Here is a 14,905-nt window from a genome sequence, read left to right as displayed (position 1 = left end):
GAATCACACACAACGACGTGGAGGTTCCATGGCAGCGGCAGTCCCGACGAAGAACCCCGGCACCGACTTCCAGGCGCTGGACGCCTGCCACCAGCAGATATCGGCCCACCTCGACCGGCTCGATGCCTTGTTCGGGCATCTCTCCGACCATGGCGTCGACGCCCATGCCCAGCAGGAGGCCGGCCGGATCGAGACCTTCTTCTCCGAGACCTCGCAACAGCACCACGTGGACGAGGAGAGCAAGGTCTTCCCGGCGCTGCTCAACTCCAGCGACCCCTCGCTGGTCGCCACCGTGCGCATGCTGCAGCAGGACCACGGCTGGATCGAAGAGGACTGGCTGGCGATCGCGCCGCAACTGCGCGCCATCGCGGCAGGCTACAGCTGGTATGACCCCGACGAACTGCGCCACGCGATCGGCGTCTTCGTCGAACTCTGCCGCGAGCACATCCAGCTCGAGGAGTCGATCATCTACCCGCAAGCCAAGGCGATCGTCGCCAAGCTGGCAAGGCGCCGCGCCTCGCTGCCGCCGCTGCGCTTCACAACGGCAGGGCCGTCGTCTTCTTGACGGTGCGAAGCACCAGCATCGAGTTCGATCGCGACACCCCGGGCAGGTGCATCAGCACCTCCGAGTGGAAGCGCTCCAGGTCCTCGGCGTCGCGGTAGGCGAAGCGGATCAGGTAGTCGTTCGCGCCGGCGACGTAGTAGCAGTCGAGGATCTCCGGTGTGTCGCGCACCGCCTGCTCGAAGGCTTCGAGCAGTGGCGTGTTCATGCTGTCGAGGTTGATGATGGTGTAGCTGATGCCGTGCTTGCCCACCGCGCGCGGGTTGAGCAGCGCGACGTACTGGGCGATGACGCCGGCATCCTCCAGCGCCTTGACGCGGCGCAGGCATGCCGAGGGCGACAGATGCACGCGCTGCGCAAGCTCCTGGTTGGCGATGCGGCCCTCGTGCTGCAGCACCTCCAGGATCGCCCGGTCGATCGCATCCAGTTGCACGTCGAAGGCGTTGTTTCGCATTCTCTGCGGTCTTTCGGTTGTCTGTTCGAATGATATTGCAGCTTGGAGGGAGAACCCGCCTCCATTGCGCAAGCACATTGCGCTGCGATTTCTCTAGACTCACCCTGTCTCCGATTGCACACTTTGTCGCAGCGAGACCAGTGTCTCGAGGAGCCTTTCGCCATGAACAAAGCCATCGATCCCGCCGTGCTGGCAATGCGTGAGGAAGGCTCGGCGCATCCGCACTCGATGGACGCCTACTGGATGCCGTTCACCGCCAACCGGCAGTTCAAGAAGGCGCCGCGGCTGCTCGCCAAGGCCTCGGGCATGCATTTCTGGACCCCCGAGGGCCGCGAGGTGCTCGACGGCATCGCCGGACTGTGGTGCGTCAACGCCGGCCACGCGCGCCCGAAGATCGTCCAGGCGATCGCCGCGCAGGCCGCCGAGCTCGACTTCGCGCCGCCCTTCAACATGGCGCATCCCAAGGCCTTCGAGCTGGCCGAGCGGCTGGTGCAGATGACACCGCAGGGCCTGAACAAGGTCTTCTACACGAACTCCGGGTCGGAGGCGGTGGACACCGCGCTGAAGATGGCGATCGCCTACCACCGCGCGCGCGGCGAAGGCACGCGCACCCGGCTGATCGGCCGCGAGCGGGGCTACCACGGCGTCAACTTCGGCGGCATCTCGGTAGGCGGAATCGTCGGCAACCGCAAGTTGTTCGGTCCGGCGCTGGGCGGCGTGGATCACCTGCGCCACACCCACGATCTCGCGCGCAACGCCTTCTCGCGCGGCGTGCCGGCATTCGGCGCCGAGCTCGCCGACGACCTGGAACGCATGGTCGCACTGCACGACGCCTCGACCATCGCCGCGGTGATCGTCGAGCCGGTGGCCGGCTCCACCGGCGTGCTGCTGCCGCCCAAGGGCTACCTCGAACGGCTGCGCGCAATCTGCGACAAGCACGGCATCCTGCTCATCTTCGACGAGGTCATCACCGGCTTCGGGCGCCTCGGCGCGCCGTTCGCGTCCGATTACTTCGGCGTCGTGCCCGACCTGATGACGGTCGCCAAGGGCATCACCAACGGCTGCGTGCCGATGGGCGCGGTGTTCTGCAAGGACGCGATCCACGATGTGTTCATGACCGGCCCGGAGCACGTCATCGAGTTCACGCACGGCTACACCTACTCCGCCCACCCGCTGGCCTGCGCCGCGGCGCTGGGCACGCTGGACACCTACGCCGAGGAGGGTCTGCTGACGCGAGGCGCGCAGATGGCGCCGTACTTCGAGGACGCACTGCATTCGCTGAAGGGATCGCGCCACGTCATCGACGTGCGCAACATCGGCCTGGTGGGTGGCGTCGAGCTCGAGCCGCTTCCCGGGCAACCCGGCAAGCGCGCTTTCGACATCTTCCTCGAGTGCTGGCAGCGCGGCGTGCTGATCCGCACCACCGGCGACACCATCGCGATGTCGCCGCCGCTGATCATCGAGAAGCAGCACGTCGACCAGCTCGTCGGCACGCTCGCCGAGGTGCTGAAGACCGCGGCCTGAAATGACGCCCCCACGCTCCCGCCGCGCGGTGCCCCCCAAGGGGCCGCAGGCCGTCCACGCGGCGGTCCGGCGGAAGTCCTGAGCCTCTCTATGTCGCTGCTGCAAACCGACCTCGAACTCACGAAGAACTCCTACTACGCGGCCACGGCGCCGCGTCGGCAGCATTTCCCCTCGCTTCAGTCCCACATCGACGCCGATGTGGCCATCGTCGGCGGCGGCCTCGCCGGCCTGTCGGCGGCGATCGAACTGGCCGACCGCGGCTACCGCGTCGCCTTGCTGGAGGCACGCCAGGTCGGCTGGGGCGCGTCCGGGCGCAACGGCGGCCAGGCGATCGCCGGGCTGGCCTGCGACCAGTCGGTGATCGAGGGCCAACTCGGCCGGGAAGATTCGAAGCGCGTCTGGGACATGACGCTCGAGGCCATCCGACTGATCGGCGAGCGACGCCGTCGCTTCGACATCGACTGCGATTGGCGTGACGGCTACATGGGCCTGGCCGTCAACGCGCGCAAGGCGCGCGAACTGCAGGCCTGGCACGAGCAGATGCAGCGCGACTACGGCTACGAGACGAGCTGGATCACGCCGCAGGACATGCCGAACTGGATCGCCAGTCCGCGCTTCCACAGCGGCATCCACGACCCGAAAGGCGGTCACCTGCATCCACTCAAGTACAGCCTGGGGCTGGCGGCGGCCGCGGCCGGCCTCGGAGTGCAGATCCACGAGGATTCCGGCGTCACCGAGATCCTGCCCGGCCGCCTGCCGAAGCTGCGTACCGCGCAGGGCAGCGTCAGCGCCTCGCACGTGCTGCTCGCCGGCAACGTCTACCTGCAGGGCATCGCACCGGTGCTGGAGAAACGCGTGATGCCGGTCGGCACCTACATCGTCGCCTCGGAGCCCATCGAGCCGACCCTCGCGCAGTCGTTGGTGCCGTCCGGCTCGGCGGTGTGCGACACCAATTTCGTGCTCGACTACTTCCGCCCGACGCTGGATCACCGCATGCTCTACGGGGGACGTGTCAGCTACAGCACGGCCACGCCGCCGAATCTCGCGGCGAGCATGCAGCGCCGAATGGCGCGCACCTTCCCGCAACTGAAGGACACCAGGATCGAATTCGCCTGGGGCGGCTTCGTCGACATCTCGATGAACCGCGCGCCGGACTTCGGCCGCCTCGCCGACCGGCTGCACGACAGGCAAGGCTCCGACTGGTCGAACGTCTACTACCTGCAAGGCTTCTCGGGCCACGGGCTGGCCCTCACCGGCCTGGCCGGCAAGCTGGTGGCCGAGGCCATCGCGGGCGACGCCGAGCGCTTCGACACCTTCGCGCGCATCCGCCATCGGCCCTTCCCCGGCGGCCGGCTGCTGCGCACGCCGGCGCTGGTGGCCGGCATGGCCTACTACCGACTGAGGGATCTGCTGTGAGCGCGCCCCGTTCGTCGAAGCCGGTCGTCCTCGTGCCGTCGTGCAACCGCATGCTCGGCCAGCACCCCTTCCATGTCGCCGGCCGCAAGTACATCGAGGCGGTGCGCCTGGCCGGTGGCCTGCCGCTGATCGTGCCGGTGGCGCATGCCGACGAGCTCGACGCCTTGCTCGACTTGGCCGACGGCGTGCTGCTCACCGGCTCGCCGTCGAACGTGCATCCGCGCCACTTCGGCGAGGACGTGCACGATCCCGGTCTGCCGCTGGACCCGGATCGCGACGACTGGACGCTGCCGATGATCCCGCGCATCCTCGAGCGCGGCATCCCGCTGTTCGCCATCTGCCGAGGCTTCCAGGAGACCAACGTCGCGCTGGGTGGCACGCTGCACCAAGCGGTGCACGAGGTCGAGGGTCAGCACGACCACCGCGGAGCCGCCGGCGAGAACGACGCGCCCGCGGAGCGCGTCTACGGGCTCGCCCACCCGGTCGACGTGCAGCCGGGCGGCGTGCTGCAGCAGATCCTTCCCGAACCGCGCATTCAGGTGAACTCGGTGCATGGCCAGGGGGTGAAACGGCTCGCGCCGGGGCTGCGCATCGAGGCGAAGGCGCCGGACGGCCTGGTCGAGGCGTTCTCGGTCGAGCGTGCGCCGGGGTTCAACCTGTGCGTGCAGTGGCATCCGGAATGGCAGGCCGCATCGAACCCGGTCTCGGTACGCTTGTTGCGTGCCTTCGGCGATGCGTGCCGCGCCTATCGCGATCGCCACAGGGCCCCTGAGCCATCGCGCTGAACGCGCGGCGCGACAGGCGCCCGAAAGCCGCCATCGCGGCGACCCTTCCCGCAGCAAGCACCGGCCACGAGCCGAACGCTGTGCCCCAACTCTCAGGTGACACATGGTTGACAAGAAAAACTTCGGCTTCGCCGAACTCGAACAGTGGCTCAATGAACGACGCGTGACGGAGATCGAGTGCCTGGTGCCCGACCTCACCGGCGTGGCGCGCGGCAAGATCCTGCCGCGCGAGAAGTTCACCGAGGACCGCGGCATGCGCCTGCCGGAGGCGATCGTCGCCATCGGCGTGACCGGCGAGTTCCCCGAAGAGGGGCCGTACTACGACGTCATCCACGCCACCGACCGCGACATGCACCTGCGCCCGGACCCGAGCACCGTGCGCATCGTGCCCTGGGCCACCGACCCGACGGCGCAGGTGATCCACGACTGCTTCGACCGCAACGGCCAGCTGATTCCCTACGCGCCGCGCTCGGTGCTGCGCCGCATCTGCGACCTCTACGCCGCCGAAGGCTGGAGCCCGGTGGTCGCGCCCGAGCTGGAGTTCTACCTGATCGAGCGCAACTCCGACCCGAACACGCCGCTGCGCCCGCCGCGCGGCCGCAGCGGCCGCGCCGAGACTTCGCGACAGGCTTACTCGATCGATGCGGTGAACGAATTCGACCCGTTGTTCGAGGACATCTATGCCTACTGCGAGCAGATGGAGCTCAACGTCGACACGCTGATCCACGAGGTCGGCGCCGGGCAGATGGAGATCAACTTCTTCCACGACCATCCGCTGGGGCTCGCCGACGAGGTGTTCTTCTTCAAGCGCACCATCCGCGAGACGGCGCTGCGCCACGAGATGTATGCCACCTTCATGGCCAAGCCGATGGCCGGCGAGCCGGGCAGCGCGATGCACGTGCATCAGAGCGTGGTCGACACGGCCAGCGGGCGCAACATCTTCAGCAACCCCGACGGCACGCCGAGCAAGGAGTTCTACTGGTACATCGGCGGTCTGCAGAAATACACGCCGGCGGCGATGGCCTTGTTCGCGCCCTACGTCAACTCGTACCGACGCCTGGCGCGCTCGACGGCAGCGCCGATCAACATCCAGTGGGGCACGGACAACCGCACCGTGGGCATCCGCTCGCCGGTGGCCACGCCTGCGGCGCGCCGCATCGAGAACCGCGTCATCGGCGCCGATGCCAATCCCTACGTGGCGCTGGCCGCCACGCTGGCCTGCGGCTACCTCGGCATCAAGAACCGCATCGACCCGACGCCCGAGTGCAAGGGCGACGCCTACCTGTCGGAATACCAGCTGCCGCGTTCGCTGTCCGAGGCGCTGGGCTGGCTCGCCGACGAGAAAGACCTGCACGACGTGCTGGGCCGGGAGTTCGTCACCGTCTACTCCGAGGTCAAGGAGATCGAGCACGACGAATTCATGAAGGTGATCTCGCCGTGGGAGCGCGAGCACCTGCTGCTGCACGTCTGAATACCGAACGAGACTGGAGATGCGCATGACCGCCGCCGTGAACTCACCGAACAGCCGCACCACCGCCGAGTGGCAGGCTGCGGACGCTGCCCACTACCTGCACCCTTTCACCGACTTCAAGGGCCTGGCGAACAAGGGGTCGCGGGTCATCACCCGCGCCGACAACATCTACCTCTGGGACAGCGACGGCCAGAAGATCCTGGATGCGATGTCGGGCCTGTGGTGCGTCAACGTCGGCTACGGCCGCCCGGAGCTGATCGAGGCGGCGACGCACCAGCTGAAGGAACTGCCCTTCTACAACAGCTTCTTCCAGACCGCGACGCCGCCGGCGATCGAACTGGCCGAACTGCTCGCCGAGGTGACGCCGCCGCAGTTCCAGCACGTGTTCTTCTCGGGTTCCGGCTCCGAAGGCAACGACACCGTGGTGCGCATGGTGCGCCGCTACTGGGACGTGCTCGGCCAGCCGCAGCGCAAGGTCATCATCAGCCGCAAGAACGCTTACCACGGCTCGACCATGGCGGGCGCCTCGCTCGGCGGCATGAGCGGCATGCACGAACAAGGGGGTCTGCCGATCCCCGACATCGTGCATATCGAGCAACCGTTCTGGTTCGATCTGGGGCGCGGCCTGTCGCGCGACGAGTTCGGCCTGAAGGCGGCAGGCTGGCTGGAGGCGAAGATCCTCGAGATCGGCGCGGACAAGGTAGCGGCCTTCATCGGCGAGCCGGTGCAGGGGGCGGGCGGCGTGATCGTGCCGCCCGAGACCTACTGGCCCGAGATCCAGCGCATCTGCGACAAGCACGGCATCCTGCTGGTCAGCGACGAGGTGATCACCGGGTTCGGCCGCACCGGCCAGTGGTTCGGCTGCGAACGTTTCGGCACGCGTCCCGACCTGATGACCTTCGCCAAGGGTGTCACCTCGGGCTACATCCCGCTCGGCGGCGTGATGGTCGGCGAGCGCGTCGCCCGGGTGCTGATCGACCAGGGCGGCGAGTTCGCCCACGGCTATACCTACTCCGGCCATCCGGTGGCCTGCGCGGTGGCCATCGCCAACATCCGGCTGATCCAGCGCGAGGGGCTCGTGCAGCGCGTGCGCGAGGACGTCGGCCCCTACCTGGCCGGGCGATTCGCGGAACTGGCCGAGCACCCGCTGGTCGGCGAGGCGCAGACCTGCGGCCTGATGGGCGCGCTGCAGCTGGTCAAGGACAAGTCGTCGGGCACGACCTTCGACGCCGCGCTGGAGGTCGGCATGCTCTGCCGGGGGCACTGCTTCGGCAACGGTCTGATCATGCGCGCGGTGGGCGACCGCATGATCATCGCGCCGCCCCTGGTCATCACGCGCGTCCAGATCGACGAGATGGTCGGCCTGATTCGACGCTGCCTTGACCTGACGCTGGCCGACGTGCGCGCACGAGGCTGGCTCTGAACATCGTTCCTCAGGCGTGGCACGGGGTTTGCCTCTAGCTTCGCGAACGGCCCCCTCGCTAGACTGCCCGACAGCCTGTTTTTGACCCCGTCCCTAGACCTCACAGAACCTCGACACGAAGGAAGTCCACCATGAAACGGATGCTCAGCGCCATCAGTTCCCTGACCTCGGCCACGCTGGCTGCCACGGCCTTGCTGTGGGGACCGCCGGCCGCAGCGCAGGAAGAGGAAAAGGTGCTCAACGTCTACAACTGGTCCGACTACATCGCCGAGGACACGATCCGCAACTTCGAGAAAGAGACCGGCATCAAGGTCCGTTACGACAACTTCGACAACAACGAGATCGTCCATGCCAAGCTGGTGGCGGGCAAGACCGGCTACGACGTCGTCGTGCCCTCGTCCTACTGGGCCAAGATCCAGGCCGACGGCGGCCTGCTGATGAAGATCGACAAGAGCAAGATCCCGAACCTGAAGTACCTCGACCCGGCGCTGCAGGAGCAGCTGGCCAAGCTCGACCCGGGCAACCAGTACCAGGTCAACTGGCTGTGGGGCTACACCACGGTGGGCATCAATGTCGACAAGGTCAAGGCCGCGCTCGGCACCATGCCGATGCCGGACAACGCCTGGGACCTGATCTTCAAGCCCGAGTACATCTCCAAGCTGAAGAGCTGCGGCGTGAGCATGCTCGACTCCGCCACCGAGGTGATCCCGGCGGCGCTGCACTACCTCGGCAAGCCGGCCTACTCGCGCAACCAGGCCGACTATGCCGGCGTCGCGCCGTTGCTCAAGTCGATCCGACCGCACGTGACGCTGTTCAGCTCGTCGGGCTACATCAACGACATGGCCAACGGCTCGATCTGCCTGGCGCTGGGCTGGTCCGGCGACATCAGCATCGCCCGCCAGCGCGCCATCGACGGAAAGACCGGCCAGAACATCCAGACGCTGATCCCCAAGACCGGCGGCATCCTGTTCTTCGACGTGATGGTCATCCCGGCCGACGCGCCGCACCCCGGCAACGCGCACAAGTTCATCGACTACATCCTGCGTCCCGAGGTGCACGCGAGCCTGACCAACAAGGTCTTCTACGCCAACCCGAACAAGGAATCGAAGAAGTTCATCAAGCCCGAGGTCGCCAGCAACCCGACGGTGTTCCCGAGCGATGCCGACATGAAGAAGATGCAGGCGCCGGACGCGCTGTCCAACGACATCCGGCGCACCATGACGCGCCTCTACACGAGCTTCAAGACGGGGCTCTGAGGTGAGCGTCGCGCAGCCCGCGTACCTGCAGATCCAGGACGTGGTGAAGGACTTCGGCGGCGGTGCCGTCGCGGTCAACCACGTCTCGATCGACATCGCCAAGGGTGAGATCTTCGCGCTGCTCGGCTCTTCGGGCTGCGGCAAGACGACCCTGCTGCGCATGCTCGCCGGCTTCGAGACGCCGACATTCGGGCGCATCGTGCTGGACGGCCGCGACCTCGCCGGGCTGCCGCCCTACGACCGGCCGATCAACATGATGTTCCAGAGCTATGCGCTCTTCCCGCACCTCAGCGTGTGGGACAACATCGCCTTCGGCCTGCGCCGCGACCGCATGCCCGCTGCCCAGGTCGACGAGCGGGTCGAGGCCATGCTCAAGCTGGTGCAGCTCGGCAAGTACGCCAAGCGCAAGCCGCATCAGCTCTCCGGCGGCCAGCAGCAGCGCGTGGCGCTGGCGCGCAGCCTGGCCAAGCGGCCGCAATTGCTGCTGCTCGACGAGCCGCTGGGCGCGCTGGACAAGAAGCTGCGCGAGGAGACGCAGATCGAGCTGGTCAACATCATCGAGGAGGTCGGCGTCACCTGCGTGATGGTGACGCACGACCAGGAGGAGGCCATGACCATGGCCTCGCGCATCGCCATCATGAGCGAGGGCAAGGTGCTGCAGGTCGGGGCGCCGGCCGACATCTACGAGACGCCGGCGACGCGATTCGTGGCCGACTTCATCGGCAACGTCAACCTGATGGACGGCACGCTGGTGCAGGACGAAGCCGATCACTGCGTCGTCGAGTGCCAGGACCTCACGCACTACGTCGGCCATGGCATCACCGGCACGCGCGGCATGTCCGTCACGGTGGCGGTGCGTCCGGAGAAGATCCATCTGTCGCGCCACGCCCCCACCAACGAGGACGAGGCGCCTGGCTACAACCGGGCCAGGGGCGTGGTGAAGAACCTGTCCTACTTCGGCAGCTTCACCGTGTATCACCTCGAGTTGCCCTCGGGACGGGTGCTGAAGATCAGCCAGAACAACACGCAGCGCCACCGGGAGCACGAGCTGACCTGGGGCAGCGAGGCCTGGGCGCACTGGTCGCGCCAGTCGCAGGTCGTGCTGACGCAGTAGCGGACCATGAACGCTGCACGCGCCGTCCTCGCCTGGCTGTCCCGCGGCCGCACCGCGGTCATCGGCATGCCCTACCTGTGGCTGCTGGTCTTCTTCCTGCTGCCGTTCCTGATCGTGCTGAAGATCAGCGTCTCCGAGATGGAGGGCGTGGTCTTCAAGGACGTGCTGAGCTTCACCGATGGCGTGCTGGCGCTGTCGGTGAAGCTGTCCAACTACGTGTTCATCACGCAGGACGACCTCTATTTCAAGACCTACCTGTCGAGCATCAAGTACGCCGCGGTCACCACGGTGCTGTGCCTGGCCATCGGCTACCCGTTCGCCTACTTCATGGCCCGCGCCAGGGCGACGATTCAGCCGGCGCTGCTGATGCTCGTCATGCTGCCGTTCTGGACGTCCTTCCTGCTGCGCGTCTACGCCTGGAAGGGCCTGCTGACCGAGCACGGCTGGGTGTCCGAGCTGCTGATCGCGTTGCGCGTCGACGAACTGCTGCTCGCCGCCGGCGTGATCGCGACGCAGGGCAAGTTCATGAACACGCCCTTCTCCCTGGTGCTGGGCATGGTCTACACCTACCTGCCATTCATGGTCCTGCCGCTGTACGGCAACCTGGCGAAGATGGATCTGCGCCTGCTCGAGGCGGCTGCCGACCTCGGCGCCACGCCCTGGGTGGCATTCTGGAAGGTGACGGTGCCGCTTTCGAAGGCCGGCATCATCGCCGGCTCGATGCTGGTGTTCATCCCCTGCATCGGCGAGTTCGTCATCCCCGAGCTGCTCGGTGGGCCGCAGACGCTGATGATCGGCCGCGTGCTGTGGGACGAGTTCTTCAGCAACAACGACTGGCCGATGGCCTCGACGGTGGCGGTGGTGATGATCCTGCTGATCATCGTGCCGCTGGCGATCTTCAATCGCTACCAGGCGCAGGCGCAGGAGCGGCGTCCATGAAGGGCAAGACGCTGTTCGGCGCCGGATTCGCGAAGGGCTTCTCCAAGGCCTGGCTGCTGGCGGGCTACCTGTTCCTCTACCTGCCGATCGTCGCGCTGGTCGTCTACTCGTTCAATGACTCGCCGATCCCCAACCTCTGGGCCGGCTTCACGCTGAAGTGGTACGCCGCGCTGCCCGGCGACCGCGAGATGATTGCCGGCCTGTGGCTGAGCCTGAAGATTGCCTTCTTCACCGCCTGCGGTTCGGTGATTCTCGGCACGCTGGCGGCCTTCGCGCTGGTCAAGTACCGGCGCTTCACCGGCCGCACGATGTTCAGCGGCATGGTCAACGCGCCGCTGGTCATGCCCGAGGTGATCATCGGCCTGTCGCTGCTGCTGATGCTGGTGTCGGTGCAGCGCATGCTCGGTTTCCCCGAACGAGGCATGCTGACCATCTGGTTCGGCCACCTGCTGCTCGGCATGGCCTACGCCACCGTCGTCGTGCAGGCGCGGCTGCAGGACCTCAACCCGCAGCTCGAGGAAGCCGCCATGGACCTCGGCGCCCGCCCCTGGCAGGTGTTCACGCTGGTGACCCTGCCGATGATCGCGCAGTCGCTGATGTCGGCCTGGCTGCTCACCTTCACGCTGTCGCTCGACGACGTGGTGCTGTCCGCCTTCCTGTCGGGCCCCGGCGCCACGACCATGCCCCTGGTGATCTTCTCACGCGCGCGGCTCGGCCTGAACCCGAGCGTGAACGCGGTCGCCACGATCATCGTGCTGGTGGTCTCGGTGGGCGTGGTGCTCGCCAGCCTGGCCATCGCACGCGCCGAACGCCGCCGTGCCCAGGAACTCGCCGCCGCGGCACGCGGCGCCTGACGAGAACAAACCGAACCAATCCAAGCCGCAACGATAGATCACACGAGGAGAACCCGATGAAATTCTGGCAACCCACCGCCTTCGCCCAGGCTGCCGTGCTCGCACTGGGCGCCAGCTTCGCCAGCGGCGCCGCGGCTCAGTCGACGGCCGACCTGATCAAGGAGATCCAGGAGCTGAAGAAGCGCGTGCAGGAGCTCGAAGGCAAGCAGAAGGCGGCCGAGGCCGCCAAGCCGGCTGCCGGCCAATGGGGCATGACGCCGGAGCAGGCCGCCGAGTTCAACCGCATCACGGTGAAGACCGAGGCCACCGAGGACAACCTCGAGATGTGGGGACTGAAGGGCCTGACGATCTCCGGCTACATGGACGTGGCCTACCTGTGGAACCGAGGTCAGAAGCGCGCGGGTTTCCAGTTCCTCAACTCGCAGGGCGACGGCTTCTTCTACGACACCTCGTACATCGGCTCGGCATCGCTCGACTTCACGAAGGAAACCGAGAGCGGCTCGCGCTTCAAGCTGACGCTGTCGCCGAACCGCGGTGCCGGCGCAGCCACCTCGGGCGGCACGAGCATCGTGCAGGAGGCCTCGGTCTCGGTGCCGCTGACCGACCTGCAGACGCGCTTCATCGCCGGACAGATTCCCGACTGGTCGGGCTACGAGTACCAGCAGCCGACGCTGAACCCGTTCATCACCCACAACCTGCTGTTCGACTTCACGCTGCCGACCACCTACACCGGCGCGGGCATCGACTACACGCAGGGCAAGTGGTGGTTCCGCAGCATGGTCGCCAACGTCAACGAGAACATCGGCGCCCAGGGCGAGCGCCAGCCGGTGCTGGTCTACCGCCTCGACTACTCGAAGGGCGAATTCGACGGCTGGGGCTTCGCCGGACTGCACGGCAAGACGACCAACTTCAACCTCTGCCGCGACGCCGACTGCACGCAGTTCCACAAGACGATGACCAACCTCTTCGAGGTCGATGGCTACTACATCCGCGGCGACTGGACGCTGCAGGGCCAGCTCTCCTACGGCCAGCAGAAGCAGGCGGCGATCATGCCGGACGCGAACGGCGAATTCCCGAACGCCAAGTGGTTCGGCCTGTCCGGACTGGCCGGCTACTACGTCAATCCGCGCCTGCAGCTGCTGGCGCGCGCCGACTACATCAAGAACCGCGACGCCGGCGGGGGCCTGTTCGCCTACACCGGCTACTGGGATGCCTTCGGCATCGACGGCCCCTATGGCGACTACCGCAACGGCATCGGCCCCAACCCGGGACTGGGCTGCGACGTCGATCCGACCGCGACCGACTGCGACAAGGGGGCCAACCGCTACGCGCTGTCGTTCGGCCTGAAGTACGCGTTCAACCTGAACACCACCTTCAAGCTCGAGTACCGCCGCGACGGCGCCAACGTGCCGGTCTTCTTCGACGTGAAGTCCGGCACCTACAAGAAGAGCAACGACCTGCTCGGCGCCTCGGTGGTGCTGAGCTTCTGAGCCCACGGGGGTTCGTCCCCCGAACGACGATGAGCACCGATCTCTCGCGCCTGCGGCCCCCGGGGGCTGCGGGTGCGCCGTCGTCTTCCTGATCGAGAAGGAACTGCCATGAACAAGCCCGCCCCCGACTGGCACGGCGCCGCCAAGGCGCTGCGCATCGACGGCCGTGCACTCATTGCCGGCCACCGCGTCGCCGCGAAGAGCGGCGAGAGTTTCACCAAGACCTCGCCGATCGACGGCCGCTATCTTGGCGAGATCGCCCGCGGCCGTGCCGAAGATGTCGACGCGGCCGTGGCGGCGGCCCGCGCCGCCTTCGCCGACGCGCGCTGGGCGGGGCAGTCGCCGGCGGCGCGCAAGAAGGTGCTGCAGCGCTTCGCCGAGAAGATCCTGGCCGCCAAGGAAGAGCTCGCCCTGCTCGAGACGCTGGACATGGGCAAGCCGATCCAGTACAGCCTCGCCGTCGACGTGGCGGCCACCGCGCGCACCATCGCCTGGTACGCCGAAGCGGTCGACAAGGTCTACGACGAGATCGCCCCGACGCCGGCGACGGCGCTGGCACTGATCACGCGCGAGCCGATGGGCGTGATCGGCGCGGTGGTGCCCTGGAACTACCCGATGATCATGGCCGCCTGGAAGCTCGGCCCGGCGCTGGCCGCCGGCAACAGCGTGGTGCTCAAGCCCAGCGAGAAGAGCCCGCTGACGGCGTTGCGCCTGGCCGAACTCGCCCTCGACGCCGGCCTGCCGTCCGGGGTGTTCAACGTGGTGCCCGGCTACGGCCACGAGGCCGGCGAGGCGCTCGCGTTGCACATGGACGTCGACGCGATCGGCTTCACCGGCAGCACGCGCGTCGGCCGCAAGATGCTCGAGTACGCCGGGCGCAGCAACCTCAAGCGCGTCTACAACGAGCTCGGCGGCAAGTCGGCCTTCGTGGTGTTCGACGACTTCGCCGACATCGAGCGCGCCGCCAAGACCGTCGCCGGCAGCATGTTCTTCAACCAGGGCGAGAGCTGCAACGCGCCTTCACGCGTGTTCGTGCACGAGGCGGTTGCCGAGCGCTTCCTCGAGGTCGTCGCGGCCGAGGCGCCGAAATACGTGCCGGGCGACCCGCTGTCCGGCGCCGCCGAGATGGGCGCGCTGGTCGACGAGACGCAGATGCGCACGGTGCTCGGCTACATCGACGCAGGCAACAGCGAAGGCGCCAGGCTGGTGGCGGGCGGCCGGCAGGCGCGCGGCGAGACCGGCGGCTACTACGTCGAGCCGACCGTGTTCGCCGGCGTGCGCAACGACATGCGCATCGCCCGCGAGGAGATCTTCGGGCCAGTGATGAGCGTGATCCGCTTCCACACCGAGGCCGAGGCGATCGCCCTGGCCAACGACTCCTCCTACGGCCTGCAGGCCAGCGTGTGGAGCGACAACATCAACCGGGCGCATCGCGTGGCCCGCGCGCTGCGTGCCGGCACCGTGCACGTCAACCAGTACGACGAAGACGACATCACCGTGCCCTTCGGCGGCTACAAGCAGAGCGGCAACGGCCGCGACAAGTCGCTGCACGCCTTCGACAAGTACACCGAGCTGAAGACGACCTGGCTGCGCATCGACGCGGCCTGAGGAGAACGA

The 14,905-nt window shown here is 67.3% G+C and carries 13 protein-coding genes; 12 read left to right on the top strand and 1 reads right to left on the bottom strand.

Annotated elements, in window-relative coordinates; all coding sequences use genetic code 11:
* Positions 1-28 precede the first annotated feature (28 nt).
* Positions 29-565: a hemerythrin domain-containing protein gene (locus Q0599_RS02255; protein WP_298825029.1), complete on the top strand. Its 537-nt coding sequence runs from the start codon at positions 29-31 to the stop codon at positions 563-565.
* Here the strand turns inward: Q0599_RS02255 and Q0599_RS02250 are convergent.
* A complete protein-coding gene (locus tag Q0599_RS02250; protein ID WP_298825027.1) occupies positions 537-1,016 on the bottom strand; it encodes an Lrp/AsnC family transcriptional regulator in 480 nt (159 codons plus the stop codon). The genes Q0599_RS02255 and Q0599_RS02250 overlap by 29 nt on opposite strands.
* Positions 1,017-1,211: 195 nt before the next feature.
* Between Q0599_RS02250 and Q0599_RS02245 the strand changes: the two genes are divergently transcribed.
* From Q0599_RS02245 to Q0599_RS02195, 11 genes are all read left to right on the top strand, one after another.
* Positions 1,212-2,540: an aspartate aminotransferase family protein gene (locus Q0599_RS02245; RefSeq protein ID WP_298825119.1), complete on the top strand. Its 1,329-nt coding sequence runs from the start codon at positions 1,212-1,214 to the stop codon at positions 2,538-2,540.
* Positions 2,541-2,630: 90 nt separating this feature from the next.
* Positions 2,631-3,956, top strand: coding sequence for an FAD-binding oxidoreductase (locus Q0599_RS02240; protein WP_298825025.1), 1,326 nt, complete (start codon positions 2,631-2,633; stop codon positions 3,954-3,956).
* Positions 3,953-4,741: a gamma-glutamyl-gamma-aminobutyrate hydrolase family protein gene (locus tag Q0599_RS02235; RefSeq protein WP_298825023.1), complete on the top strand. Its 789-nt coding sequence runs from the start codon at positions 3,953-3,955 to the stop codon at positions 4,739-4,741. The genes Q0599_RS02240 and Q0599_RS02235 overlap by 4 nt, the downstream gene beginning before the upstream one ends.
* Before the next feature lie 103 nt (positions 4,742-4,844).
* Positions 4,845-6,212, top strand: coding sequence for a glutamine synthetase family protein (locus Q0599_RS02230; protein WP_298825021.1), 1,368 nt, complete (start codon positions 4,845-4,847; stop codon positions 6,210-6,212).
* 25 nt (positions 6,213-6,237) lie between these two features.
* Entirely contained in the window at positions 6,238-7,635 is a 1,398-nt protein-coding gene (locus tag Q0599_RS02225; RefSeq protein ID WP_298825018.1) for an aspartate aminotransferase family protein, read from the top strand.
* 131 nt (positions 7,636-7,766) lie between these two features.
* A complete protein-coding gene (locus tag Q0599_RS02220; protein ID WP_298825016.1) occupies positions 7,767-8,891 on the top strand; it encodes a polyamine ABC transporter substrate-binding protein in 1,125 nt (374 codons plus the stop codon).
* A gap of 1 nt (position 8,892) precedes the next feature.
* A complete protein-coding gene (locus tag Q0599_RS02215) occupies positions 8,893-10,005 on the top strand; it encodes a polyamine ABC transporter ATP-binding protein (protein ID WP_298825014.1) in 1,113 nt (370 codons plus the stop codon).
* A gap of 6 nt (positions 10,006-10,011) precedes the next feature.
* The gene (locus Q0599_RS02210; protein WP_298825012.1) at positions 10,012-10,944 is read left to right on the top strand and encodes an ABC transporter permease; all 933 of its coding nucleotides are present in this window, start codon (positions 10,012-10,014) and stop codon (positions 10,942-10,944) included.
* Positions 10,941-11,798 (top strand): ABC transporter permease, encoded by an 858-nt coding sequence (locus tag Q0599_RS02205; RefSeq protein ID WP_298825009.1) that lies wholly within the window; start codon positions 10,941-10,943, stop codon positions 11,796-11,798. The genes Q0599_RS02210 and Q0599_RS02205 overlap by 4 nt, the downstream gene beginning before the upstream one ends.
* 56 nt (positions 11,799-11,854) lie before the next feature.
* Positions 11,855-13,288, top strand: coding sequence for a DUF3138 family protein (locus tag Q0599_RS02200; RefSeq protein ID WP_298825006.1), 1,434 nt, complete (start codon positions 11,855-11,857; stop codon positions 13,286-13,288).
* Positions 13,289-13,396: 108 nt separating this feature from the next.
* Positions 13,397-14,896: an aldehyde dehydrogenase gene (locus tag Q0599_RS02195; protein WP_298825004.1), complete on the top strand. Its 1,500-nt coding sequence runs from the start codon at positions 13,397-13,399 to the stop codon at positions 14,894-14,896.
* Positions 14,897-14,905 lie beyond the last annotated feature (9 nt).

Origin of the sequence: uncultured Piscinibacter sp. (assembly GCF_937952055.1) — a bacterium.
Taxonomy (GTDB): Bacteria; Pseudomonadota; Gammaproteobacteria; order Burkholderiales; family Burkholderiaceae_C; genus Piscinibacter.
Note: the sequence above shows the minus strand (reverse complement) of the source record. Positions and strands in the feature narration are given on the sequence as shown.